This is a genomic window from Streptomyces sp. NBC_00872 (assembly GCF_045161915.1).
Taxonomy (GTDB): Bacteria; Actinomycetota; Actinomycetes; order Streptomycetales; family Streptomycetaceae; genus Streptomyces.
Genome location: NZ_CP108806.1, coordinates 1,483,725 through 1,508,576, shown reverse-complemented (window position 1 = coordinate 1,508,576; position 24,852 = coordinate 1,483,725). Strand labels below are relative to the sequence as shown.

Sequence of the window (24,852 nt, the reverse complement as noted above, 5' to 3'; positions counted from 1 at the left end):
AGACCCGAAGCGTATGGGGCACGTACTGTGGGCAAACGGGACACCTGCCCAGGTTCGGGTCGCCGGACGAGCACGTCGTTCGCCGCGGCCCTGGAGGCGCCGACGAGCTGCGGCCGCATGGGGTTTGTGTGTCACATGGTGATTTCCGGGTCTCGGATCCGATTACGCGGTGATCGAGTTTCGGAACGCGAGTCATGTATTGGTGCTGTTTGCATTTCTCTCGCGAAGGTGAATATTCTCGTGTTACTTTTTCGAAGTATCCCTTCATGCGGACTTACATTTCTTGCTTTTAGGAGGCCCTTGTGGATATGTCTGCCGCGAGTATTCCTGTACTGACTCTGGCACGCGACAAGAATTCCCCGCTCGACCCGCCGCCCCGCTACCGCGAACTGCGGCACGAGGCACCCATCTCCCGTGTGCGCCTCGACGACGAAGCGCCGCCCACGTGGCTGGTGACCCGGTGGGAAGACGCGCGGACGGTGCTGGGCAGCACCGCGGCCAGTTCCGACACGACCCGGCCGGGATACCCTTCGCGGACGCCCCTGGCCATGCCGCGGGGTTTCTTCAACTTCCATGACGACCCGGTCCATGCCGTCTTCCGCGGTGTGCTGACCCGGGAGTTCATGGTCAAGCGCATCGACGCGCTGCGCGCTCCGACGTCCAAGATCTTCGACCAGCTCATGAGCGGGATGATCGAGCAGGGTCCTCCGGTGGACTTCGTCGGGACAATCGCGCTGCCGTTGCCCTCCTTGGTCATCTGCGAACTGCTCGGTGTCCCGTACGAGGACCATTCCTTCTTCCAGGAGCACTCGAAGGTCCTCATCGACACCGCGGTTTCGGGCGAAGCGAAGACCACGGCGCAGGTGGCACTGGCCGACTACCTTGAGGGGCTTGTCGAGCAACGGCGCCGCGAGCCGAGAGAGGACTTGATCAGCAGGCTGGGCGCACAGGTCGACGCGGGAACCTTCTCGGTACGGGATGCGGCCGATGCGGGTGCGTTCCTGCTCTTCGCGGGCCACGAGACCACGGCCAATATGATCGGCCTGGGAGTGCTGGCGCTGCTGGATCACCCCGGCCAACTGCCCCGTCTTCACGCGGGCGGTGCCGAACTGGCGAACGCGGTCGAGGAGTTGCTCCGTTACCTGACGATCGCGCAGTCGGGACTCAGCCGGGTGGCGACCGAGGACATCGCTGTCGGCGATGTCACGGTCAAGGCCGGTGAGGGTGTGATCATCATGCTCAATTCGGCCAACCGCGACGAGGCCGTATTCTCCGCGTCCGACCGTCTCGACCTGTCCCGGAGCAACGCACGGCAGCACCTCGCTTTCGGCTACGGCATCCACCAGTGCCTCGGGCAGCCGCTGGCCCGTATGGAGCTTCAGATCGTGCTGCCGGAGATCTTCCGGCGACTGCCCGATCTGCGCGTCGACCCCGACCAGGAGGTCACGTTCAAGAGCACCGCGGCTGCCTACGGCCCCAGCTTCATGCCCGTTCTCTGGTGACCTCCCAGAACAGCACCGAGTGAGGAAGGAAAGAGAACCCATGAATGTCGAAGCGGACGTACCCCGGTGCGTGGCCTCCGGCCAGTGTGTTCTGATCGCTCCGGATGTCTTCGACCAGCGGGACGAGGACGGCATGGTCGTCCTGCTCGACGAGTCGCCTCCGCCGGCTCGGCACGCGGCAGTCCGGGAAGCGGCGCTGGTGTGCCCGGCTGCGGCCATCAAGGTGACAGAACTGTGAAGCGTGTCGTCGTGGTCGGTGCCTCGGCCGGTGGGCTGGCCACCGCCGAGGCGCTGCGCGGGCTCGGGTACGGGGGCGGGATCACGCTGATCGGCAGCGAGTCCTGCCTTCCGTACGACCGGCCGCCCCTGTCGAAGCAGATCCTCGCGGGGGAGCTGGAGCCGAACCAGATCCTGCTGCGCCGCCCGGAGGACCTCGACGCCCTGGACCTGGATCTGAGGCTCGGGGAGACGGCCGAGGCCGCTGACACCATCGCGCGGAAGGTCGTCGTCGGCGGCGGCCTGATCGAGTACGACGCCCTGGTGGTGGCCACGGGGGCGCGTCCGCGGCGGCTGCCGGGCAGTGAGGGTGTGCGGGGAGTGCACCACCTCAGAACGCTCGAGGACGCGCTCGCCCTCAAGGCGCACCTCGCGCCGGGTCGTCGTCTGATCGTTGTCGGGGCCGGATTCATCGGTGCCGAAGCCGCTTCCACCGCTCGCGGCCTGGGCGTGGAGGTCACCATGATCGAGCCCGGACCCGTCCCCCTGGCCGGGGCTCTCGGCCCCCTCGTCGGGAGAATGCTCGCCGACGTGCACCGCGATCACGGTGTGGCCCTCCGGACCGGTACAGCGGTGGACAGCGTTCTGAGCGGCGGTGGGCGGGCGACCGGCGTCCGGCTGGCCGACGGCACCGAGGTGAACGGGGACGCGGTGGTGGTCGGTATCGGCGCGCGCCCCAACACGGAATGGCTGAGAGGCAGCGGGCTGCCCCTCTCCGACGGTCTCGTCTGTGACGAGTACTGCCGGGCCGCGCCGTCGGTCTACGGCGTGGGAGACGTGGCACGTTGGCACAATGCGCTGTTCGGCGGCTTGATGCGGGTGGAACACCGCACGAACGCGGCGGAAGCGGGTCTTGCCGTCGCCCGTAATCTTCTCCGGCCTGCCGAGCCGCGCCCCTTCACGCCGGTCCCGTACTTCTGGTCCGACCAGTACGACCTGAAGATCCAGGCATACGGACATCTGCGGGGCCACGAAGAGGTGGCCATTGTCGACGGCGGTCTCGATCGGCGCCGATTCATCGCGGCCTACCGCAAGGAAGACCGGCTGGTCGGCGTTGTGGCGGTCAACTCCCGTCCCAAGGAGCTGCGCACGTGGCGCGCTGCGATTGCCGACCGGCGGCCATGGAGCACTCTCGCAGGTGATGCCTTGGCCCCGGTGTAGGTGAGCACCGCAGGCGAGCACTGCAGAGGTGACAGGTGGCTGGACGCCGCGGGATGTCTGGCCTCGTGCGGCTGCCGGTCCGCGCGGCGCCCGGCGGAGGGGGCCTGTGTTCGACGCCGCCGACCGGGCGCTATCCGTCGTTCGTCGCGCTCGCCCGGGTACGCGGTCGCCTCCGGGCCGGTGTGCTCGCCACGGCTTCGCCTGTGCCACGGCGCGGAACGCCCGCCGTACCGGCCCCTTCACCATCCGTACGGTCCGAGCCGCCGTCCGAGCCGCCGTCCGGTGCGCGGTCGGGATCGATGAGGGTCCGGGCGAGCAGATGCAGCACGTCGTCCTGCTCCACACGGGTCAGGCGGATCAGGGGGCACGATTCCTCCAGAGCCGTCAGTGCCTTGTCCCGTGCGGCGCGGCCGGTCCCGGTGAGGGCGAGCACGCGAAAACGCCGGTTGGCGGGGTCCTCGGTCCGGGTGATGTATCCCAGCTTCACCAGCCGGTCGGAGATGAAGGTGAGGCTGGACGCATTGCATCTCAGGCGCTGCGCCATCACCTTCATCGTGGGCGCCGGCTCTTCGGGGTCCATCGCCCACAGCGCGTAGGCCGTCGACATCGTCAGGCCGAGGGCGGAGAGCTCCGGTTCCGCCCGGTGGGTCGTGGCCATGACGATCTCGTAGACCGCTTCCAGCGCTGACTTCGGCGAAGGCCTCACGTCTTCATGGTATGTGACTCGCATCATACGACCAATGTACGGTGCGCCATTCGAAAACTTCGACTCTCGAAAGGTGATGCGGTGACCTCGAACCCACTGACGCCCCCGAACCCACTGACGCTCTCGAAACTGCGTGGCCGGACGTATGCGGTGACCGGTGGCAACGCCGGTATCGGCTACTTCATCTCCGAACAGCTCGCGGCGGCCGGCGCACACGTCGTCGTCCTCGGCAGGAACCCGGAACGGCTCGCGGCCGCTCTCGACTCGATCAAAACCCGACAGGACTCGGCCCGCGTGACATCGGTGCCGCTGGACCTGGCCGATCTCGACTCCGTGGCCGCGGCCGCCGAGACACTGCGCGGCTTGGACCGGCTGGACGGACTCATCGCGAACGCCGGGATCAGCGACCCCGGGCGGGAGCGCCGCACCACGCAGCAAGGCTTCGAACTGGCCGTGGGCACCAACCACCTCGGCCACTTCGCGCTGACGGCCCTCGTCATGCCGCGCCTCGCGGCCACCCCGGGGAGCCGGGTCGTCGCCATCGGCAGCATCATGGCCAAGACGACCAAGTTCGACCCCGACGACCTGCAAAGTGAGCGGTCCTACCGTCCCCAGCACGCCTATACCCAGTCCAAGCACGCCGTGCTGCTCACCGCCTTCGAACTCGATCGCCGGCTGCGAGCGGCGGGTGTGGACGTCGAGTCCCTCGCGGCTCACCCGGGCCTGAGCGTGGACGCGTTCAGCCCCGCTCGCGACGGCATTGTCCGGTCCTCGGCTTTCGGCCGCGCTCTGGGACGACTGCCGCTGCCCGTGCAGGGCAAGGACCGCGGCGCGTGGTCCGCCGTACACGCCGCGACCGATCCCGGCGCCCGGGGAGGCCAGTACTACGGTCCACGGCGCGGCAGTTCCGGGCGACCGGCCCTGACCCGCCCGCCGCGGATCGGCCTGGACGCCGCGGTGGCGTCGCGTCTGTGGAGCCGGTCCGAGGAGCTGACCGGCATCACCTTCGACCCGGGGGCCGGCCGGGCGTGAGCTTTCCGCGGGGTGTTCGGACCCGCAATGCCCGCTTGTGCCCCACCGTGACGGCGGGCGGGGCGCTGCCGGGTGCGCTCTCACGGATCGACTGGCGTCGCCACAGTCCCTTGGTGAATACTGTTCACCAAAGGTGAATTCAGTTCACCACGACTAGTGGAGTCCCTATGTCACTCGACACAACCCCCGACTTCGAAGCCGCTCTGAAACGCATCGGCAGAGGCTTGTACGTCAGCCTGACCACGTTCCGCAAGGACGGCCGCGCCGTCGTCACGCCGGTCGGGTGCGTGATCGAAGGCAACACACTGTACGTGCTGACGCCACCCGGCACCGGAAAGGTCAAACGCATCCGCAACAGTGGGCGCGTGGTGATCGCGCCCTGCAACGGGCGGGGGACCGTGCCGGCCGGCGCTCCCGAAGTCGAGGGTGTGGCGCGTCTCCTGGACGAGCGGGAGATCGCTCGGGTTCAGCACTACATGGCCGAACGAACCTTCCTGTACCGCCTGGTGCGTATCGCCGACCGTGTGCTGAGGCGTAAGCGCCCGCTCGTCGCCATCGCGGTGACGGAGTCCTGAGCGACGGGCCGCCCTCGCGGGCGTGCCCGTGCTGCTCCACCGGCGTGCGTACCCGCTGGACGTAGTCGGTGCGGCCGTCGACCAGCACTGAGGCGTACGTCCCCGGGGTCACATGTGGACGACCGTGGCGCCCTCGGGAGCGGAGTCGGGGCGACCGCGCCGGAACAGGAGGGCGGCGATGACGGCGCCCACCGCGAAGAGTCCCGCGGACCACCAGTAGGCGGCGGAGTAGCTCTCCAACTGGGCCTGGGCCAGATGCGCGGGCGTGCGGCCGTGGTCGGCGAGGTAAGCGCCGGCGGCGCTGGCGGCCAGGGTGTTGAGCAGTGCGGTGCCGACGGCTCCGCCAACCTGCTGCATGGTGTTGACGGCGGCACTGGCGGCACCGGCGTCGTGCGTGGTGACCCCGGTGATTCCCAGGCTCATGGCAGGCGGCATGACCAGGCCGAGACCGGCGCCGAGGATGAGGAGCGGGGGCAGGATGTGGGCGGCGTAGCCGCTGTCCAGATCCAGGCCGGTCAGCATCGACAAGCCGACCGCGGCCATCAGCATGCCGACGGGAACGACGGTCTTCGGTCCGAAGCGCGGGATGAGGACGCTGATGGACATCTGCGCCACGACCATGAGGATGCCGATCATCGGCAGGAACGCGATGCCGGTCCTGACCGGTGTGAAGCCCAGCAGCGACTGCATGTAGTACGTCAGGAAAAGGAAGACGCCGAACATTCCGGCACTGGAGAGGGCGACCATCAGGAAGGCCGCGCCACGGGTGCGGTCGGCGAGGATGCGCAGAGGCAGCAGGGGATGGCGCGCGCGAGTCTGCCACCAGGCGAAGGCTGCCAGGACCAGACCGGCCGCGGTGAGGAAGCCCCACGTCTGCGGCGAGGACCAGCCGTATCGCTCGGCACGGGAGAAGCCGAACACCAGGCCGAACAGGCCGGTCGAGGCGAGCAGTGTGCCGGGCAGGTCGAGCTTGGGTCGCTGCGCGGGTGCGCCGCTTCGCATCAGAAGCATGCCGCCGGCGAAGGCGAGAGCCGCGAAGGCGAGGTTGACGTAGAGGGTCCAGCGCCAGTTCAGATGCTCGGTGAGGAGGCCGCCCAGGAGCAGGCCCAGTCCGCCGCCGGCACCGCCGATGGCACCGAAGACACCGAAGGCCCGCGCGCGTTCCCTGGCCTCGGTGAAGGTGTCGTTGAGCAGGGCGAGGGCGGCCGGTGCCAGAAGGGCGCCGAAGAGGCCTTGCAGTGCGCGGCCGGTGACCAGGACCTCGAAGTTCTGGGCGGCACCGGCCAGGGCCGACGCCCCCGCGAAGCCGACGGTCCCCGCCAGAAAGACGATCTTGCGCCCGAACAGATCGGCGAGCCGGCCGCCCAGCAGCAGGAGACTGCCGAACACCAGGGCGTACGCGGTGACGATCCACTGCCGGTTGCCGTCGCTGAATCCCAAGTCGGACTGGGCGGATGGCAGCGCTATGTTCACGATGGTCGCATCGAGGACGACCATGAGTTGGGCGAGCGCGATGACGATCAGCACCCACCAGCGTCGTGCGTGTGCTGTGGATGCCTGTGGGGAGGGCCCGGTGTCCGTGTGAGGGGGGCCCGGTTCGGCGGTTGTGGTTTCCATCACGGTCGAGTACTCCAGCAAGTGGGAGGGGAAAAATGGAGGGGAAAGGTGTGACGGGACAGAGGCGGCAGGTGTCTCAGGGCTTATGGTGAATGACATTCACCAGGCACGGTGAAGAGTGTTAACCTCGTCCTCATGGATGTCAAACGACGTCGGCCGGGGCAGCATCACGGCGACCTTCGCAACGCACTGGAGCAGGCCGCCCTGGAACTCGTGGCGGAGCGGGGACCGCACGGGTTCACCCTGGCGGAGGCCTGTCGCCGGGCGGGGGTGAGTGTGTCGGCCCCTTACAAGCACTTCGCGGACCGTGACGCACTGCTGGCCGCACTGGCGGCGCGCTCCTACCGGGAGCAGCACGCGCGGTTCAGCGAGGCGATCGCCTCCGTCGAGGACGCCGAGGGGCAGTTGGCGGCTTTCGCCGTCGCCTACGTACGCTTCGCCGCCGATGAGCAGGCACTCTTCGACATCGCTTTCGGGGCGGGACTGGGCAAGGAGGAGCATCCGGACCTGGCGGAGGCGGGAAGCGCCCTGCGTGATCTGCTGATGCCCGTGGCGCGCCGGATCGTTCCCGACGATGCCGTCGCCTTCGACCTCATCGTGTCGGTGTCCGCGTCCGCCCACGGTCTGGCGGTCTATCTGCAGCAGGGCCTGCTCAGTACGGAGAGCGAACCGCTGGTCGCGGCCGAACGGCGAGCCGGGTACATGGTGCACGCGATCATCGCCCAGGCGCGCGCCGACCGATGAGTGCCTGCGGCGCTTACGGGTCCGATCTCGTCCAGCGGGCCCATCTGGCCCTTCTGGCTCAGTAGGCACAGCGGGTGGTGGGGCTGTTCGACGCCCTGCTCGCCGCCTCCTTTTGCCCGGAAGTGTGCTCACCGTTCCACCCGTGTGCTGATCGCCACGGCATGGCTTCGTGTTCCCGCACCATGACCGCCTCCTCGGCCAACCCCACCGCGCGCGAGATCCGAGTCCGAGGCGACCGGAACCGCACGGCATCTGCGCGGCATTGCGCGGGAAGTGCGTGGGAAGTGCGCGAAATTCGAGCCCCCGAGCTTCCCCTCAGATTCCACTGGGCGAGAGGCTTTCCCGGACATGGTGAATGGTGTTAACCTCGCGAGTGTGTAGCTGATCCACGGCGGTGTGACCAACGGCCTCTTGCCGTTTGCGGGTGCCGTCCGGACGGAAGGTCCACCTTCCGACGCAGAACAGCAAGGAGCGACGATGGAATCCTCGAAGAAGGCTCAGGCGGTAACGGAACCGGGGATACGGTCCGACCGTTTCCGTACGGAACGGGTGAGTTTTGAGTCACACAATGCGACGCTGGTGGGGAATCTCTATCTTCCATCGGCGGCCGGAGTGTCCGAGCTGCTCCCGGCAGTGATCGTCACCGGTGCGTGGGGCACGGTCAAGGAGCAAATGCCCGTCGGCTACGCACGAGAAATGGCGGCCCGCGGTTTTATCGCCCTCGCATTCGATTTCCGCGGTTGGGGTGAGAGTGGCGGACGGCCCAGGTCGATGGAGGACCCTTTCGCGAAGGCGGCTGACATCGTGGCCGCCGCCGAGTATCTGAGGGCGCGTTCCGATGTCGAGGCGAGCGCGATCGGCGGGCTCGGCATCTGCGCCAGCAGCGCCTACCTGGCCACAGCCGCGACACAGAGCGACCTCATCAAGTCGCTCGCCCTTGTCGCGCCTGCCGTCCCGAGCCGAGCCACCGTCGCCGCGCACCTCGGCGGGGATCAGGGTCTCGCCGTACTTCGGGACGCGGCCCGCGAGGCCCTGGAGGAATACGACAGGACCGGTGAGGAGCGCCTTGTCGCCGCGGTCGATCAGACCGCGGAAGACACTGCGGCAGGCGCCGACTATTACACCAATCCTGACCGGGGAATGGTCCCGGAGTGGGAAAACACTTTCAACCCGGCGTCCTGGGACAAGTGGCTGAAGTACGACGCGCAGGCCGCCGCGGCTTTCCTCAAGCAGCCGCTCCTTACCGTGCACAGCGATGCGGCGGCAAGTCCGGAGAGTGTCCGGGAGTTCGCCGCGCAGGTTCCGCACGAGGTCGACCAGTTGTGGATCGAGGAGGTTTCCCAGTTCGACTTCTATGATCAGCCCGGCCCGATGAATACCGCTTGCGATGCCGCGGCACACCATTTCGTGCGCACTATGGGCGCGAAGGTCGCGTAGGAGCACCGACGTACTCACCTGCGTCCTGCCGGCCCACAGGAGCGACGGTCGGCGTACTTCTCTTTCACTGTCCCCTGTTCGGAAGGCGCGTCAGGCGGGCTGAAGCCCGGCACCGACGGCAACGTGTACGTCAAGGAATGCCGACCGGACAGCCGCGTACAGAGGAGCACACCATGACGACGACCACGATGCGGGCGATCGCCTCCTACAGAGGACTGCCGGTGGACAACCCGGAGAGCCTCCAGGACGTCGAGGTTCCCAGGCCGACGCTACGGCCCCGCGACATCCTGGTCCGGGTCCAGGCGGTGTCGGTGAACCCGGCGGACGTCAAGAGCCGCATCGCACTCGAACCGAGCGCCGACCCGCGGATCCTGGGGTTCGACGCGGCAGGCGTGGTGGAGGCCGTCGGCCCGGAGGTGACCACACTGTCGGTCGGGGACGAGGTCTGGTACGCGGGTGACGCCACCCGCGCGGGGGCCAACGCGGACCTGCACGCCGTGGACGAGCGGATCACCGCCCGTAAGCCCGCTTCTCTGAGCTTCGCCGAGGCGGCTGCCATGCCGCTGACCACGATCACCGCGTGGGAAACACTCTTCGAGCGTTTCGGGCTGACCGCCGGCTCCACCGGGACCCTGCTGGCGCTGGGCGGGGCCGGCGGCGTCGGGTCGATCATGATCCAGCTCGCCAAGGAACTCACCGCGCTCCGTGTGCTGGCGTCCGCCACCCGGCCGGAGTCACAGAAGTGGGTGAGGCAGCTCGGCGCCGACGGGATCGTCGACCACCACCGTCTCGCGGAGTCCGCCGGCGAGGTGGCCCCCGAAGGGCTCGACTACCTCTTCAGCCCGCACTCACACGGGAACATCGAGGCGTTCGCGCGGATCGTACGGCCCTTCGGCCACATCACCGCCATCGACGAGCCCGCGGGACTCGACCTGCTCCCGCTCAAGCCCAAGAGCATCGCCTGGCACTGGGAGCTGATGTTCACCCGGACCATGTACCGGACCGACGACATGAGCGAGCAGGGAAAGCTCCTAGAGACCGTCGCCGGACTGGTCGACGGCAAGCGGATCCGTACGACCCTCACCACGACCGTCGACGACTTCTCCGCCACCGGCATGCGCGAGGCCCACCGACTGGTCGAATCCGGCCGCACCACCGGCAAGGTCGTCGTCGCCCGCTGAACCGGCTCGGACGCCGGTCCTGGCCGGCGGTGGATTCCGGTCCGCAGCCCCCAGCCGGCGGTCACCCGGGGCTGTCGACCGGTGGCTGAGCGTTTGCCGTCGGGAAGGCGGTGGCTTATCGTCGGAGCCAATCGGCGGTGGCACGAAGGCCGGAGAAGCGCGGCTGACGTCCGGCTTCCCGACACACCGGCCAGTGGCAGACCGCCGTTCACACCGGATGACGGCAGGGCCGCAGGTGTCACTCCCATCCGTAAGGGGCGCTCACCCGAGGACCGCTCGGAGAAGCCCACCGAAGAGCGCACGGCCGACGCGTTTCCGGTAGCGGAACAAGCATCCTGATCGCCTTCTCACCGAAGGGCGGAGACATGCTTCTACGACGTCGCACCCTTGTCGCACGCCGTGCCCTCGTCTCGGCGGCGGCCCCCGTGGCTCTGACACTGCTGCTGTCCGGCTGCACCCTCGACGCGACCGACGCGCCCCGGGCCGTCCCCAAGGCGTTCGGTGGCGGCGCGGCCGGTGAGCGGCTGGAGCCCGTCGCCTCGTTCTACGGCGCCATGCCGACCGGGGTGACCGTCTCCCGTACCGGCAGGATCTTCGTGAACTTTCCGCACTGGGGGGACAAGGTCCCCTACTCGGTCGCCGAGATCCGCGACGGGAAGCCTGTCGCCTACCCGGACCAGGCGATCAACGTCGCCGACACCGGCGACCCCGCCCGGCATTTCCTCGGCGTCCAGAGCGTCGTGGTCGACGCCTCCGACCGGCTGTGGGTCCTGGACACGGGACGTATCGAATGGGCGGACGCCCCCGTCGGGGGCCCGAAGCTGGTCGCGGTGGATCTGCGGACGAACAAGGTGGTCCGCACCATCGTCTTCCCCGCCGGGGTGGCGGGGCCCCGCAGCTTCATCAACGACGTGCGCTTCGACCTCACCCGGGGGAAGGCCGGCACCGCGTACCTCACGGACGCGTCTACGGACGGTCCGAACGCTCTCGTCGTCGTGGACCTCGCCACCGGTGAATCCCGGCGCCGGCTGAACAACGACCCCTCCACCCGCCCCGTTCCCGACTTCGTGCCCACGGTCGAGGGACAACCCCTGCTCAACCGGCCGGCGAACGGGCCCACCAGCCCCATCAACGTCGGGGCCGACGGCATCGCGCTGAGCCCCGACGGAAAGTGGCTGTACTACTGCCCGCTCTCCAGCCGCACCCTGTACGCCGTGAGCACGGATGCGCTGACCGACTTCCGCCGGACCGACGCGCAGGTCGCGTCGACCATCCGCAATCTCGGCACGAAGGGCATGTCCGACGGTCTGGAGACGGACAGCGCGGGGCGTGTCTACGGGGGTGACATCGAGCGAAACGCGCTCGTCCGCCGCGAAACCGACGGGCAGTACCGCGTCCTCGTCCGCGACGACCGGCTGATCTGGCCGGACACCCTGTCGGTCGCCTACGACCACTACCTGTACGTGATGGCCAACCAGCTCAACCGTCAGGCGGTCTACCACGAAGGCGTCGATCTCCGGCGCAAGCCGTACACGCTCTTCCGCATTCCGATCGACAGCGGTCCCGCCCGACGCTGAACCGGCCGCGCCCCTTCGATGGAGGGGGTTGCCGTAGGCCTGGGGCCGAAGCCGGAATCCGGCAGGCCCCAGGCCGGGTCCGAGAGGGACTACCGTCGCGGCCGGCTTCCTGTGACGCGAACCGTGTGGCTCACCCTTGGACAAACCGTATGGCTCACCCTTGGACAGTGGGGCGGACGACGAGTTCGTTCACGTCGACGTCGGAGGGCTGGGTGATGGCGTAGTGGACTGCCTCGCCGATCGCGGCGGCGGGAATCGCGATGCTCATCTGGCCCGTGACCGCGTCCTTGGTGTCCTGGTCGCCGATGGTGTCGATCAGCTCGCTTCGGGTCAGGCCGGGGCTGATCACGGTGACCCGCAGCTCCCTGCTCTCCTGGCGCAGGCCCTCCGACAGCGCGCGGACCGCGTGCTTGGTGGCGCTGTAGACGGCGGCGGTCGGGTCGACCCGCAGTCCTGACACGGAGGCGATGTTCACGATGTGTCCGGCGCCTTGGGCACTCATGATCGGCAGGACGGCGGCGATGCCGTGCAGGACTCCGCGCAGATTGACGTCGATCATGCGGTCCCACTCGTCCGTGCGCAGCGCGTCCAGCCGTGACAGGGGCATCACTCCGGCGTTGTTGACCAGGACGTCGACGCGGCCGTAGCGGTCGTGGGCGGCCGCGACGAAGGAGCGCACGCTGAGCGGATCGGTCACGTCCAGGGTGTGCGGCAGAGCGCTGCCGCCATCGGCTTCGATCTCCTTGGCGAGGGCGGCCAGGCGCTCGGCGCGTCGGGCGCCGAGAACGACGAGGTGCCCGGCGGCGGCCAGCCGTCTGGCGGTGGCTTCGCCGATGCCGCTGCTGGCCCCGGTGATCAGCACCACCTTGGAGGCGGCGGTGGTGGGGAGAGTCATGCGTAGCCCTTCGGGATACGGGGTCGGCCGCGTGGTGTGTGCCAACCTGGGTTTTCAGGGTGTGCCCGATCCGGCCGCGGCGGCAGGACGGGCCTTCCTGGGTGCGGCACTCCCAGGAAGCGGCGGCGTACGATTCGGGACATGAGCGGCAACGAACTGGGTGACTTCCTACAGGTGCGTCGCTCGCGTGTCAGCCCGGCCGACGTGGGGTTTCCCGCTTCCGCGGGACGCCGTGTCAGCGGACTGCGGCGCGAGGAGGTCGCCGTTCTGGCCGGGGTCAGCGCCGACTACTACGCCCGCCTGGAACAGGGCCGCGAACGCCATCCCTCCGGCCAGGTCGTCGACGCCCTCGCGCGGGCGCTGCGCCTGGACTCCGATGCCTGCTGGCACGCCTACCGCCTGGCCGGGCTCGTGCCGAGGCCCGATCACCCTGCCCCGGACGAGGAGAAGGTCGCCGGGAGTCTGCTGCGGCTGATGGACGCCTTTCCCACCGCGGTCGCCTATGTTCTCAACCGACGCATGGACGTGCTGGCCTCGAACGCCCTTGCCGACGCGCTGCTCTTGCCCTTGACGGATCCGCGTGCGATGGTGCGTTCGCTGTTCCGCGACCCCGCGGCCCGGGAACTGTTCGCCGACTGGCCCGCCGTGGCCCGCGACGCCGTCTCCGCCCTGCGGCTGGCCTCAGGACACGAGCGACACGAGCGACACGACGCCGGAACGACCGCCCTCATCGCTGAACTTCTGCGCGACAGCGAGGAGTTCGCGACACTGTGGGGATCCCACGACGTGGGGCGCCTCGGCAGCAAGACCAAGACGTTCCACCACCCGGTGGCAGGCCGCTTCACCCTCACCTACCAGACCTTCGAGGTGCAGGACGCCCCCACCCAGTCCCTCTTCGTCGGCACGGCCGAGCCCGGCAGTCGCGACGCCGAGGCCCTGGCGAGCCTGCGCCCGATCGCCCGACACGGCTCGTAAGCCCCCTGCGCGTCCCTACGGCCCCTGCGCGTCCGTACCCGGAACGCTGGCACGGGAGCCGCGGCTGCTTCGGCCCGCCGCGCACACACCGGGCGCCGTGCTCGGCGCTCGCTCCCTCGCGGAGGGTAATCATCGTGGCTGTCGAATTCCAGACAGCGAACCTCTTGACTTCATGGCTTGATTTGGCTGACTGTTGCTCTCGAACGCAAACCGGTTTGTAAGCGAGGAGCGCAGATGGAGGAGATGGGTGATGCGCCTACGGCGACGTCCAGGCAAACCGGTTTGGATGTCGGTGGGTCGAAAGGGCCCGCGACCATTTCAGATGTTGCCGCGCGGGCCGGAGTGAGCAAGACGACCGTCTCGCATGTGCTGTCAGGACGGCGGCCCGTTTCCGAGGCTACGCGCCGCAAGGTGATGCGTGTGGTCGAGGAGATGGGGTTCCAGCAGAACTTCTTCGCACTCGGCCTGTCCGGTCGCCGTAGCCAGACCGTCGCACTGGTCGTCCAGGACCTGACCAACCCGTTCTATCCCGCTCTCGCACGTGGACTTCAGCAAGCGGTCGGCAAGCGCGAGTACGTCGTCCTGCTGGCGGACGTCGGAGCCGGCACACCACCGATCGAGGCTTTCCTCAATGAGGCCGTCCAGCGCCGTGTGGACGGGGTGGTCGTGGCCGCCGTCGACGTACCGGACCGAATGCTGGAGCCTCTGCTCGCCTCGGGGGCCCGTGTGGTGACCGTCGGCTCACCCCGCCACGGGACATCGACCGATGTGGTGTCCTCCGACGACGAGAGGATCGCCGCCGACGCGGTCGCCCACCTGTACGGTCAAGGCCATCGAACGATGGGCATCATCTCCGGACCCATCCGCGTCGCTCCCGGTTCGGCACGCCTCGACGGCTACCGGCAGGCTCTGCGCGATCACGGTCTGCGGCCCCTGCGGGCGGCCGAAGCGGTGGGGGACTGGACGAGGGAGTCCGGGGCCAAGGCGATGAACTTGCTGATGGACCTGGAGCGGCGGCCCACGGCGGTGTTCTGCGCCAACGACCTCATGGCGATCGGCGCCCTCGATTCGGCCCGTTCGCTCGGTCTGTCCGTTCCCTCGGATGTCGCCGTCCTGGGTGTGGACGACATCGACGCGGCCAGCCTTGTCAGTCCTTCCCTGACCACGGTGCGGGTCCCGGCCCAGGAGATCGGGCGGGTGGCGGGAGAGCTGCTGCTCGCCCGCATAGACGATCCCTCCGGAACGCCGCGCCGCGTCCTGGTCCAGCACCATCTCGTTCACCGTGAATCTGCCTGAGGAGCTCACAGCTCGTGCACGACGTACTTGACCCACGTGATCTCGTCCCCGACGAAGCCGAACAGCTTCTGTCATCGGGCTACGCCGCCGGAGAACTGCTGGACGCGGCTCGTCGGGCCGCCGCGGTCGACGACCTCGCGGAACTGGCCTCCATAGCGGAGGCACTGGCCGCTCTGCGGCGCTCCACCAGCTGGGACTACGACGAACCGTCCGACGCGGAGGAGATATGGGCGGCCCTCGCCCCGCCGTCACCCGCCCGGCCTGTCCTCGCGGAACAGCTTCCGCGCCGACTCGCGGGTGCCTGGCTGGGACGGTGTGTGGCCAACACGATGGGCAAGCCCGTCGAGGGACTGACGCGGGACGAGGTCGCCGTCTACCTCCGGGCCGTCGGCCAATGGCCACAGACCGGATTCATCCCTCTGCTGGACGAACTGCCCGCCGGGGTCAGCCACCTGCATGAATCGGCCCCGTACGCGGCGGCCGGCCGCTTCGACGCCATCCCGCGGGACGACGACCTGGACTGGACGATCCTCGGCCTGCACCTGCTGGAGACGTACGGGCGCGGCCTGACGACAGAGGACATAGCCCACGAGTGGCTCGACCGCATACCCTTCACCCAGACGTTCACGGCCGAGCGGGCCGCGTACCGCAACCTCGTCCGGGGCCTGCGGCCGCCGCACACGGCCACCCATGACAACCCGTACCGCGAGTGGATCGGCGCGCTGATCCGGACCGATGTCTACGGCTACGTTCAGCCGGGCAAGCCACGTACCGCGGCGAGGATGGCGCTGACCGACGCGGTTCTGTCGCACACCGCCAACGGGATCTACGGTGCGATGTGGTCGGCCGCACTGGTCGCCGAGGCGCTCGTGTCCACCGAGCCGATCGACGCCCTGCGGGGCGCGCTCTCCGTCGTCCCACCGCGCTCGCGGCTCTACAGAAGCCAGGCCGAACTGCTGCGCATGGCCGAGCGAGGGGCCGGCGGAGAAACGGCGCAGCACTGGATCGACAGCGAACTGGGCGGCTACAACTGGGTACACACCGTCAACAACGCCGCCATCATCGCCGCCGCCCTCCTCTGGGGCGAGGGGGACTTCGTCCGCAGTGTCGGCCTCGCCGTCGGCGCCGGCCGTGACACCGACTCGACGGCGGCCACGGTCGGCAGTGTCTTCGGCGCCTTGCACGGTCCGGACGCCATACCCGGCCGACTGGTGGAACCGACCGGGGGAGTGGTCCGCAGCGCGGTACGCGGCTTCGACCGGATCACCGTCACCGAACTCGCCGCACGGACGGAAGCCGTGCGTATCGCCCTCGAACAGGATGTGCCCGCATGACCGCCGCACGCAGAATCGTGATCGACACCGACCCCGGTCTGGGCGAACCCGGATCCGACATCGACGACGGCCTGGCCATCGCGCTGGCCCTGCGCTCGCCCGAACTGACCGTCGAGGCACTGACCGTCGTCAACGGCAACGTCGACGTCGACACGGGAGTCGACGTCGCCAGGCGTCTCACCCGGCGACTGGGGCACCCGGACCTCCCCGTCCTGCGCGGTGCCGACCGGCCACTGCTGCGCGACATGGCTCCCCTGCGCGCACTGTTCGACGATGTCGTCGGTGACCGTCCCGCCGTCCCCACTGCGGCGGACGACCGGCTCGGACCGACCAGCGACCTCACAGCCGCCGCGTATCTCGTGGAACTGGCAGCCGCGAATCCGGGCGAGATCACGGTGGTCGCCATCGGCCCCATGACCAACCTCGCGCTGGCGCTGCGTCTCGACCCGGGATTCGCGCGGAACGTGGCGGAAATCGTCATGATGGCGGGATCCGCCACCGGGTACGCCCAGAACATCACAGTCGTCGGCGACTTCAACGCCTACGTCGATCCCGAAGCGCTCGCGATGGTCCTCGCCAGTGGCGCGCGGCTGCGCATGGTGGGCATCGACCAGACCTCCCGAGTGCGGCTCACCCGCGACGACGCCGCTGCTCTGTCCCGCGGTGACTCCTTCGGCCGCTGGGCCGGGGAGTGCGCGCTGGCCTGGATCGATTTCCTGGCCAGGGCCTTCCCGCTGCGCGAGGAACACCGGGACGCGTGCTTCCTGCACGACCCCCTCGTGGTGGCGGCCGTCCTCGACCCGTCCCTGTGTACGTGGGCCGAGGCCCATGTCGCCACCGACACCACCAGCGAACTGGCCCGGGGCCTGGTCGTGGCCGACCGCGGACTCGCCCTCGCCCCACCACCCGGTCCCCCCAACGCCTCGGTCGCCGTCGACACCGACGTGCCTGGCTTCGGCCATCTCTTCCTCGATCGCCTGACCGGTACTCCCGCCGGCGATCGACCGCAATCCCCATGACCGTCAGAGAGGACCGTCATGAAGCTTCCCACCCTTCCCCGCCCCGCACGGGCCGGAACACGACTCGTCGTCGGCGCGATCGCCGCGGCCCTGCTGGTCACCGGCTGCGGATCCGGGTCCGACGCGTCCGGCGGCGCACAGCAGCAGCCCGAGGGTCTCACCACCGCCGACGGCCTCAAGGACCCGGACACGCCGGTCACCATCACCTACGCCGGTGCCGCGTACTCGGCCGATGACATCAAGCCCGTACTCGCGGCCTTCCACAAGGAACACCCGAACATCACCGTCGACTACCAGGCGGTTCCGTTCGACCAGTTCAACAGCGTGCTCAGCACACGTCTGAGCCGCCGGGACTCGACCCTCGACCTCTTCGATGTCGACATGCCCCGTACCGACGCCTACCAGGCACGGGGCTGGCTCACCGATCTGTCCAAGGCGTTCCCGGACATGGCGGGCAAGGTCGACAAGACGTCACTCGACGCCGCGACCAGCGACGGAAAGCTCGTCGCGATGCCCTTCCAGACGTCGAGCCAGCTTCTCTACTACAACAAGGCGCTGCTCAAGAAGGCCGGTGTTCCCTTCCCCTCCGCGAAGCCCGCCGACCGTCTGACCTGGGAAACGGTCACCGACGAAGCCAAGAAGACCCAACAAGCGGGTGCCAAGTGGGGCCTGCTGTTCGATCAGGTCAACCGTTACTACCAGTTGCAGCCCCTCGCCGAGAGCCTCGGCGGCGGCTCGGGCGCCGGTGGTACCGGAAACCTCACGCCCACACTGGAGAACGCGGGCTGGGAAAGGGCGATGACCTGGTACGGCTCCCTGTACAAGGACAAGATCTCCCCTCGCGGGGTACCGGTGGCACAGACTCCCGACCTCTTCGCCTCCGGCCAGGTGGCCTTCTTCCCGGGCGGTCCGTGGTGGGCGACCCAGTTCACCGCCGACGCCAAGCTGGACTTCGGCGTCACCGCCTACCCGTACTTCGAGGGCGGCAAGGCCGTCACCCCCACCGGCGGGTGGTCCCTCGGACTGAATCCCGCGAGCAAGCACGCGGTCGCCTCCGAGATCTTCATGAAGTACATGGCACTCGACAACGGTGGATTCGCCCAGCACATGTCCAGCCTCGCCGTGCCGCCCTCCAGCACAGCCGGCACAGCGACCTTCTACGACCAGAAGGTGTTCAAGGACCCCCGCATGGACGGCGCCGTCGAACTGACCAAGTACGAATTGGCCAACACAGCCACACTGCGGGCCAGGACCGCCGGCTACGTCGAGTTCGAGGACACACTGTCCAAGACCTTCGACGACATCAGTAACGGCGCCTCCCCGGCCAGTGCGCTGTCCTCCGCCACCAGCACGATCAACCAGGCGTGGGCCAAGTACCGCTAGCCCACGCGAACCGACCGGCCGGGGTGAGCCGACAGACCCCGGCCGGCGGGAGGGACACCCGCAATGACACTCACAACGCACCCTCCGGAAGCCGGAGAGACAGCTCCGCCGCCACAGCGCAAGAGCAGCCTTCACCGGCGCAGGCTCGTGGGCAACCTCAGCGCGGCGGCCATCTTCCTGACGCCCGCTCTCGCGCTCATCATCGTGCTGCGGCTCGTCCCGGTCATCCAGGCCGTCAACGACGCCACCCACACGAGCCTCCCCGGCAGCACTCTGCCGCCACGCTTCGTGGGCCTGGACACCTTCACGGCGCTCTTCTCCTCCGACGCCTTCTGGTCCTCCGTCCGGCAAACCCTGATCTTCAACGTCATCGTCAACCCACTGCAGATCGCGGTGGCGCTCGCCCTCGCGGTGCTGCTCACCCAGAACCTGCCGGCCACCGGCGTCTGGCGCACACTGATCTTTCTGCCCGCCGCGGTCCCGATGACCGGTTCTGCGGTGGTATGGGGGATCGCGCTGCGCCCGGACGGCCCCGTCAACGCGGCGCTCGCCGGGGTCGGCATCCACCAACAGCCCTTCCTCACCGGGCAGGGACAGGTCGTCGCGAGCCTTATCCTCATCGCCAGCTGGATCGGCGTCGGTTACTGGATGATCTTCCTCATCGCGGGTCTCAACGACATCCCGGCCGTGTACTACGAAGCCGCCGCGATCGACGGAGCGGGGCCGCTGCGCCGCTTCTGGTCGGTGACGCTTCCCCTGCTCCGCCGGCCGCTGCTGTTCGTCCTGGTCGCCGACACCGTCTCGAACTTCGTCCTGTTCGCGCCCATGCAGATCCTCACCGACGGGGGGCCGCAGGGAAAGTCGAACTTCCTCATGTACGACATCTTCCACAACAGCTTCGAGCTCGCCGATCCGCACACCGCCGCGGCGGAACTCCTTGTGCTGCTCGCCCTGATGATCGTCATCGTCGCGGTCCAGTTCCGGCTGCTGCGCAGCGCCGAGGAGAGCTGATCATGACCCGCACCTCACTCCCGGACCCCGGCCCGTCCACAGCCTCGGCACCCAGCCGCACCGGCCGTGTCGTGCTGGCCGCCATCGCCGTCGTCGTAGGCATCGCCTTCCTTCTGCCCGTGCTCTGGCTCATCGCCAGCACGTTCCGCAGCGCCACCGAAACCTTCGCCAGCAGTTCCTCCTTGAACTGGCACATGCTGTGGCCCGAGCACTGGACCCTCGGGAACATCCACTCAGCGATCGACAACGGCTTTCTGCGCAACCTCTCCAACAGTGTGATCGTCGCCGCCCTGACCGTTGTCCTCGGCATCGTGATTTCCGCGATGGCGGCCTTCGCACTGGCGGTGGTCGACTTCCCCGGCCGTAAGTTCGTCTTCGGTATGGTCGTGCTGAGCTTCCTCGTGCCCTTCGAGGCCATCGCCATCCCCTTGGCACACACGTTCAGCGACTGGGACCTCACCAACAGCCTTCCCGCCCTGGTGCTGCCTGGACTCGGAAACGGACTGGCGATCTTCACACTCCGTCAGTTCTTCCTGGGCATCCCGTCGGAACTGGCCGAAGCCGCACGTGTGGACGGTGCCGGGTGGCCCCGTATCTTCCTCAGGATCTACCTTCCGCTGACCCGCCCGGCGCTCATCGGTACCGGTCTGATCCTCTTTCTCTTTCAGTGGCAGGCCTATCTGTGGCCCATCCTTGTCACCACCAGTGACGGCAAGGACCTCGCACCCGTCGCCATCGCCAAGACCTTCAACGCGTTCAGCAGCGACTACGGCCGCGTCTTCGCCGAGACAGCCGTGCTGGCAGTCATTCCCGCCGTGATCCTGCTCGGTCTGCAGCGCTACTTCGTCGCATCAGTCGCCACCACCGGGAGTAAGAATTGACCCGCGTAGCCGTGGTCGGATCCGCGAATCTCGACCTCGTCGCCCATACCCCTCGTCGTCCTGCCCCGGGCGAGACCGTCCTGGGCACCGCCTATCTCCAGCACCCGGGCGGAAAGGGCCTCAATCAGGCGGCCGCGGCGGCAACCGTCACCACGACGGCGTTCGTCGGCCGTCGCGGATCCGACGACGCCGGCCGGGCGCTGGAGGCCGAGCTGATACGGCGAGGGGTCGACGTCTCCCAGTTCCTTGCCCTCGAAGGACCCAGCGGTCACGCCCTCATCACGGTGACGCCCGACGGTGAGAACAGCATCACCGTGCTCCCCGAGGCGAACCGCCTGTTGCTGCCCGCCGACGCCACGCGCGCACTCGACGTCCTCGCACCCCAACTCGTGCTCACCCAGCTGGAGATCCCGCAGGCGACCACCGAGGCCGCGGCACGGTGGTCGGTCACTCATGGCGCACGGCTGATGCTCAACGCCAGCCCCAGCGCCGCCCTGCCCGAACATGTCCTCGCCGCCGCGGATCCCCTCATCGTCAACCTCACCGAAGCACACCACCTGACCTTCGCCGAGACACCGGAGGAATCCGCGAACCTCCTTGCGGAGCGGTGTGTTTCCGTCATCATCACACTCGGTTCCGACGGCTCTCTCGTCGTGGAGCAAGGGCGGACCACGCACCTTCCCGCGTCAAGACTGACACCGGTCGACACCACGGGAGCCGGTGATGTGTTCGCCGGTGTCACGGCGGCTCACCTCGCCCATGGGACCAGCCTCGTCGAAGCAGCACAACAGGCGACCCTCGCGGCAGCCCGGACCATCCGGACACCGCGGTCCAGCCGATAGGGGCACCCCCACCCATCGGCGTCCGCGCCCTGCTCCACGCCGGAAGACTTGGACAGGTCTTTCACGGTCTGTGACAGTGAAGAGAGAAGCCGGATCGAGCCCGGAGCGGCAGAAGGGAAGGAACGGTAACGGTAACGAGAACCTTGGTGGACACCCACCCTCAAGCTCGGAAAAGGCGGCCCCGTCATGCGTGCCTTGCGATTCGACCGCTTCGGCGATCCCCATGTCCTGCACCTGGACAACCTGCCCGACCCCGTGGCGCGGCACGGTAACGCTGTCATAGCCGTCAAGGCCGCCTCGGTGAATCCCTCGGATCTGAAGAACGTCGCCGGCCACATGGAGGAAACGACCCTTCCCCGTATCCCCGGCCGCGACTTTTCCGGGGTTGTCGTGGATGGACCGCATGACTGGATCGGCGCGGAGGTCTGGGGTACCGGCGGAGACATCGGCCTCTCACGCGACGGTTCGCACGCGGAGCTGCTTGCCACTCCCGCAGCGGCGCTGGCGCGCAAGCCTGAGCGGCTGAGCTTCGAGGAGGCCTCGACCGTAGGAGTCAACTTCGTCGTCGGCTGGCTCGGCGCGGTCGAAGTCGCACAGCTGACCATGGGCGAGAACATCGCCGTGTTCGGCGTTTCGGGCGGTGTGGGCGGCGCTGTCGCCCAGATCGCACGGGCCCTTGGCGCCCACGTGATCGGCGTGGACCGGACACAGCCTGCCGACGGCACCCCGGCCGCTTCGATCATCGAGGAGTTCATCGCGTTCGACGGCGGCCCGCAGGACATCGGGTCCCAAGTCAGACGGGTCACCGCCGGCAAGGGGGCGGACGTGGTCTACGACGCGGTCGGTGGCGTCACGACACAGGCAGCCCTGGCCTCGCTCACTCATGGCGGCCGGCTCGTGGTGATAAGCGCGGTCGGCACACGGACAGCAGAGATCGACCTTGTCGACCTCTACCACAACGACACCCGGATTCTGGGCTGCAACAGTCTCAGCCTTGACGTCACAGAATCCGGCGCACGACTCGATTCGCTCACGCCGTACTTCGAGTCCGGACAATTCCGTCCCCTCCCCATCAAGGACCGGTACAGCCTGGATAACGGCATGGCCGCCTATTTCGCGGTCGAGAAGGGGATTCGAGGCCGAGTGGTGATCTGTCCCTGAATCGCCGCAGGAGGCTCTCCGTGACGGCACCCTCACCGAATCAACCCAGACCACGACTGCCGTCCGCCGTTGATTCGCACGGTTTGACAAAGGACTGTGGCAGGCGAGACTTGAGTTTGTGGTGCGTTTGTGGGGAATGGCCCACTCGGTCGGACACTCACGACAGAGGGAGCCCAGACCTCGGATGGAAGGCTGCGCAATGGCCATCGCCAGAACACCTCAGAATCCGAACAGCAGCATCCAGCAAGATGAGCCACTGCTCCGGCGCGGCAAGCTGGTGAGGCCGGGCGAGGGCATCTCGATCTGGTGGATGGGTGACGACCGGATCACCTTTGGCGCCGTCAGCGAGGACACCGGGGGCGAATACGCGTTCTGGGTCGACTATCCACCGGCCGGCACCGGTCCCCCCAGACACGTCCACTCACGTGAGGAGGAGGGCTTCTTCCTGCTCCGGGGGAAACTCGAGTTGAAGGCGGGGGGACTGCACACCACGGTTGGCGACGGCGCGTTCTTCGCGGCGCCGCGCGGTGTCCCTCATGAATGGCGCAATGTCGGAGACGACCGCGCGGAGCTCCTCACATTTACCACGCCAGGCGGTAACGAGGGCTTCTTCCTGGAGATGGGTGCGCCGGGCGGCGAGCCTCCGAGCGAACATGGAACGCTGCCGATCCAGGAGATCAACGCACGGAGCCCGCGCTACGGTGTCACCTACTTGGAAAGCGGCTCCGATCCGTCCGCGGGACTTCTTCAGAGCGGTGCGGGACGAGGGCCTACCCTGCAGCTCGCGGATGAAGGCGAGCGCTGGTACGCCGCCGGAGCGACATACAACATCAAGGCGGCGGGTCTCGCGACCGCGGCCGGCTACACAGCCGTCGAGATCACGCTCGAACCGGGCGGCGGCATGCCGGCTCACCGTCATGCCCGCTATGAGGAAGCCTTCTACGTCATGGAAGGAACCGCCACCGCACTGGTTGACGGAGACGCGTACGAAGCCTCCGCCGGAACACTGTTGCTCGTGCCCTGGGGAATACACCACCGAGTGCGGAACCACACCGATCACATCGTCAGACTGTTCAACCTGACGGTGCCCGGCGGGATCGAGGAGTACTACCGCTGCGCGTGCCGTCCGCTCCCCGGTCCGGGCGGCGACCCGGACGGAGACCTGAACCGGCTGATGGTGGTCGGGAGGAAGTTCGGCATCGACGTCGACCCCGACGAGGGGCCGCCGGCCTAGAGGCTTCTGGTTCTGCGCAAATCTCTCCATGCAATCGGAAGGATGAAGTGATGGCGACGGACGCTAACTTTGTGACAGGCAGCAGTGGCCTTATCGCGGTCGACAAGGTTGGGAATCGTGTCCTGTTCCTTGACCCGGTGACGTACGAAACGGAGTTGACGCTCGAAGGCTTCGCGCCGAGGGTGCACGAGCTTCTCATCTCGCCCGATCACCGCTTCGCGTATGTCCCCATCTACGGTGACGGTATACACGGGGGTAATGCCCATCCCGGCCACCTGATCGCACGGTTCGACCTGGAGGAACGGCGGCATGCCGGCGACTTCAGCATAGATCCGTATCTGGCCCCGCACGGCCTGCGCTGGGGCGCGGACGGCAAGCTGTACTGCGTGTGCGAGAACAGCGGCGTGATGCTCGAGTTGGACCCCGAGAACGGCTCGATCGAGAATGTGACCGAAGTGGGCTCCAACAAGGCGCACCGTATCGAGGTGCTGCCGGACGACAGCAAGCTCTACACCGAGAACGAGGAGGACACCTTCGCCTCGGTCGTAGATCTCGCCAAGAGGCGTGTGGTCAAGAAGATTCCCACACCGAACGGCCTCACGGGAATCGGCATGTCACCCGACGGGGAGACGGTTGTCCTCGTCGATGCGCAGCAGCCCCAGATCTTCGTTGTCGACACGGCCTCGGACGAGATCCGTTCGACGATCGGACTCGACGGGCATGAAAAGGCCGCCCAGATCGCGTGCTACAGCCCCGACGGCAGGTACCTCGTGGTCACGAACTTCGAGACGCCGGTGGCTACGGTCTTCTCCGAAGGTCTCAAGTCACAGTCTCTTCTGCATCTCGGTCAGGGCCCCATGGATATGGCCTTCCACGAGGACGGGGAAACGGTGCTCATCGCGAATCACAACGAGGGCTCACTGGCCGTGTGCAATCTCGAACGCGGTGAGGTCCTGCGTACCGTGCAGGCAGGCGTCGGCGTCGAGACCCTCTCGTTCTTCTAGAGGTTCTGC

The 24,852-nt window shown here is 67.9% G+C and carries 23 protein-coding genes; 20 read left to right on the top strand and 3 right to left on the bottom strand.

Annotated elements, in window-relative coordinates:
• Window positions 1-308: 308 nt before the first annotated feature.
• The 3 genes from OG214_RS06460 to OG214_RS06450 are packed head-to-tail and all read left to right on the top strand — an operon-like array spanning window position 309 to window position 2,939.
• Window positions 309-1,502: a cytochrome P450 gene (locus tag OG214_RS06460; RefSeq protein ID WP_405984109.1), complete on the top strand. Its 1,194-nt coding sequence runs from the start codon at window positions 309-311 to the stop codon at window positions 1,500-1,502.
• A 40-nt stretch (window positions 1,503-1,542) separates the two neighbouring features.
• A complete protein-coding gene (locus OG214_RS06455) occupies window positions 1,543-1,740 on the top strand; it encodes a ferredoxin (protein WP_363081502.1) in 198 nt (65 codons plus the stop codon).
• Window positions 1,737-2,939: an NAD(P)/FAD-dependent oxidoreductase gene (locus tag OG214_RS06450; RefSeq protein WP_405984108.1), complete on the top strand. Its 1,203-nt coding sequence runs from the start codon at window positions 1,737-1,739 to the stop codon at window positions 2,937-2,939. Before OG214_RS06455 ends, OG214_RS06450 begins: the two co-directional genes overlap by 4 nt.
• 130 nt (window positions 2,940-3,069) lie before the next feature.
• Here OG214_RS06450 and OG214_RS06445 read toward each other — a convergent pair whose 3' ends face one another.
• Window positions 3,070-3,645, bottom strand: coding sequence for a MarR family transcriptional regulator (locus OG214_RS06445; RefSeq protein WP_363085980.1), 576 nt, complete (start codon window positions 3,643-3,645; stop codon window positions 3,070-3,072).
• A gap of 81 nt (window positions 3,646-3,726) precedes the next feature.
• Between OG214_RS06445 and OG214_RS06440 the strand changes: the two genes are divergently transcribed.
• Both OG214_RS06440 and OG214_RS06435 read left to right on the top strand, forming a co-directional pair.
• Window positions 3,727-4,677, top strand: a complete 951-nt coding sequence (locus OG214_RS06440) for an SDR family NAD(P)-dependent oxidoreductase (protein ID WP_405984107.1) — start codon at window positions 3,727-3,729, stop codon at window positions 4,675-4,677.
• Between the two features lie 167 nt (window positions 4,678-4,844).
• Window positions 4,845-5,252, top strand: coding sequence for a PPOX class F420-dependent oxidoreductase (locus tag OG214_RS06435; RefSeq protein WP_405984106.1), 408 nt, complete (start codon window positions 4,845-4,847; stop codon window positions 5,250-5,252).
• A 108-nt stretch (window positions 5,253-5,360) separates the two neighbouring features.
• Here the strand turns inward: OG214_RS06435 and OG214_RS06430 are convergent, their stop codons facing one another.
• On the bottom strand, window positions 5,361-6,869 hold the full coding sequence (locus OG214_RS06430) for a DHA2 family efflux MFS transporter permease subunit (RefSeq protein WP_363080228.1): 1,509 nt from the start codon (window positions 6,867-6,869) through the stop codon (window positions 5,361-5,363).
• Window positions 6,870-7,004: 135 nt separating this feature from the next.
• On the opposite strand from OG214_RS06430, the gene OG214_RS06425 reads away from it, so the two are divergent.
• From OG214_RS06425 to OG214_RS06410, 4 genes are all read left to right on the top strand, one after another.
• Complete coding sequence (locus OG214_RS06425) at window positions 7,005-7,613, top strand: TetR/AcrR family transcriptional regulator (RefSeq protein WP_363080227.1); 609 nt, start codon at window positions 7,005-7,007, stop codon at window positions 7,611-7,613.
• A 477-nt stretch (window positions 7,614-8,090) separates the two neighbouring features.
• Entirely contained in the window at window positions 8,091-9,050 is a 960-nt protein-coding gene (locus tag OG214_RS06420; protein WP_405984105.1) for an alpha/beta hydrolase, read from the top strand.
• Between the two features lie 173 nt (window positions 9,051-9,223).
• The gene (locus OG214_RS06415; RefSeq protein ID WP_405984104.1) at window positions 9,224-10,231 is read left to right on the top strand and encodes a zinc-binding alcohol dehydrogenase family protein; all 1,008 of its coding nucleotides are present in this window, start codon (window positions 9,224-9,226) and stop codon (window positions 10,229-10,231) included.
• Window positions 10,232-10,596: 365 nt separating this feature from the next.
• Window positions 10,597-11,808: an L-dopachrome tautomerase-related protein gene (locus OG214_RS06410; protein WP_405984103.1), complete on the top strand. Its 1,212-nt coding sequence runs from the start codon at window positions 10,597-10,599 to the stop codon at window positions 11,806-11,808.
• 154 nt (window positions 11,809-11,962) lie between these two features.
• Here the strand turns inward: OG214_RS06410 and OG214_RS06405 are convergent, their stop codons facing one another.
• The gene (locus OG214_RS06405; protein ID WP_405984102.1) at window positions 11,963-12,703 is read right to left on the bottom strand and encodes an SDR family oxidoreductase; all 741 of its coding nucleotides are present in this window, start codon (window positions 12,701-12,703) and stop codon (window positions 11,963-11,965) included.
• Window positions 12,704-12,844: 141 nt separating this feature from the next.
• On the opposite strand from OG214_RS06405, the gene OG214_RS06400 reads away from it, so the two are divergent.
• The 11 genes from OG214_RS06400 (at window position 12,845) to OG214_RS06350 (ending at window position 24,843) form a co-directional block, all read left to right on the top strand.
• Window positions 12,845-13,678: a helix-turn-helix domain-containing protein gene (locus tag OG214_RS06400; RefSeq protein ID WP_405984101.1), complete on the top strand. Its 834-nt coding sequence runs from the start codon at window positions 12,845-12,847 to the stop codon at window positions 13,676-13,678.
• 234 nt (window positions 13,679-13,912) lie between these two features.
• Window positions 13,913-14,974 carry a LacI family DNA-binding transcriptional regulator gene (locus tag OG214_RS06395; protein ID WP_363080230.1) on the top strand — a complete coding sequence of 354 codons (1,062 nt, stop codon included), beginning with the start codon at window positions 13,913-13,915 and terminating at the stop codon, window positions 14,972-14,974.
• 14 nt (window positions 14,975-14,988) lie between these two features.
• Window positions 14,989-16,308, top strand: a complete 1,320-nt coding sequence (locus OG214_RS06390) for an ADP-ribosylglycohydrolase family protein (RefSeq protein WP_405984100.1) — start codon at window positions 14,989-14,991, stop codon at window positions 16,306-16,308.
• On the top strand, window positions 16,305-17,327 hold the full coding sequence (locus OG214_RS06385; protein WP_405984099.1) for a nucleoside hydrolase: 1,023 nt from the start codon (window positions 16,305-16,307) through the stop codon (window positions 17,325-17,327). Before OG214_RS06390 ends, OG214_RS06385 begins: the two co-directional genes overlap by 4 nt.
• An 18-nt stretch (window positions 17,328-17,345) precedes the next feature.
• Window positions 17,346-18,710: an ABC transporter substrate-binding protein gene (locus OG214_RS06380; RefSeq protein WP_405984098.1), complete on the top strand. Its 1,365-nt coding sequence runs from the start codon at window positions 17,346-17,348 to the stop codon at window positions 18,708-18,710.
• 63 nt (window positions 18,711-18,773) lie between these two features.
• Complete coding sequence (locus OG214_RS06375) at window positions 18,774-19,721, top strand: carbohydrate ABC transporter permease (protein WP_405984097.1); 948 nt, start codon at window positions 18,774-18,776, stop codon at window positions 19,719-19,721.
• A 2-nt stretch (window positions 19,722-19,723) separates the two neighbouring features.
• Window positions 19,724-20,602 (top strand): carbohydrate ABC transporter permease, encoded by an 879-nt coding sequence (locus OG214_RS06370; RefSeq protein ID WP_405984096.1) that lies wholly within the window; start codon window positions 19,724-19,726, stop codon window positions 20,600-20,602.
• Window positions 20,599-21,444 carry a ribokinase gene (locus OG214_RS06365; RefSeq protein WP_363080216.1) on the top strand — a complete coding sequence of 282 codons (846 nt, stop codon included), beginning with the start codon at window positions 20,599-20,601 and terminating at the stop codon, window positions 21,442-21,444. The genes OG214_RS06370 and OG214_RS06365 overlap by 4 nt, the downstream gene beginning before the upstream one ends.
• Before the next feature lie 186 nt (window positions 21,445-21,630).
• Window positions 21,631-22,605 carry a zinc-binding alcohol dehydrogenase family protein gene (locus OG214_RS06360; RefSeq protein WP_405984095.1) on the top strand — a complete coding sequence of 325 codons (975 nt, stop codon included), beginning with the start codon at window positions 21,631-21,633 and terminating at the stop codon, window positions 22,603-22,605.
• A gap of 136 nt (window positions 22,606-22,741) precedes the next feature.
• On the top strand, window positions 22,742-23,839 hold the full coding sequence (locus tag OG214_RS06355) for a cupin domain-containing protein (RefSeq protein WP_405984094.1): 1,098 nt from the start codon (window positions 22,742-22,744) through the stop codon (window positions 23,837-23,839).
• A gap of 47 nt (window positions 23,840-23,886) precedes the next feature.
• Window positions 23,887-24,843 (top strand): hypothetical protein, encoded by a 957-nt coding sequence (locus OG214_RS06350; protein ID WP_405984093.1) that lies wholly within the window; start codon window positions 23,887-23,889, stop codon window positions 24,841-24,843.
• Window positions 24,844-24,852: the final 9 nt, after the last annotated feature.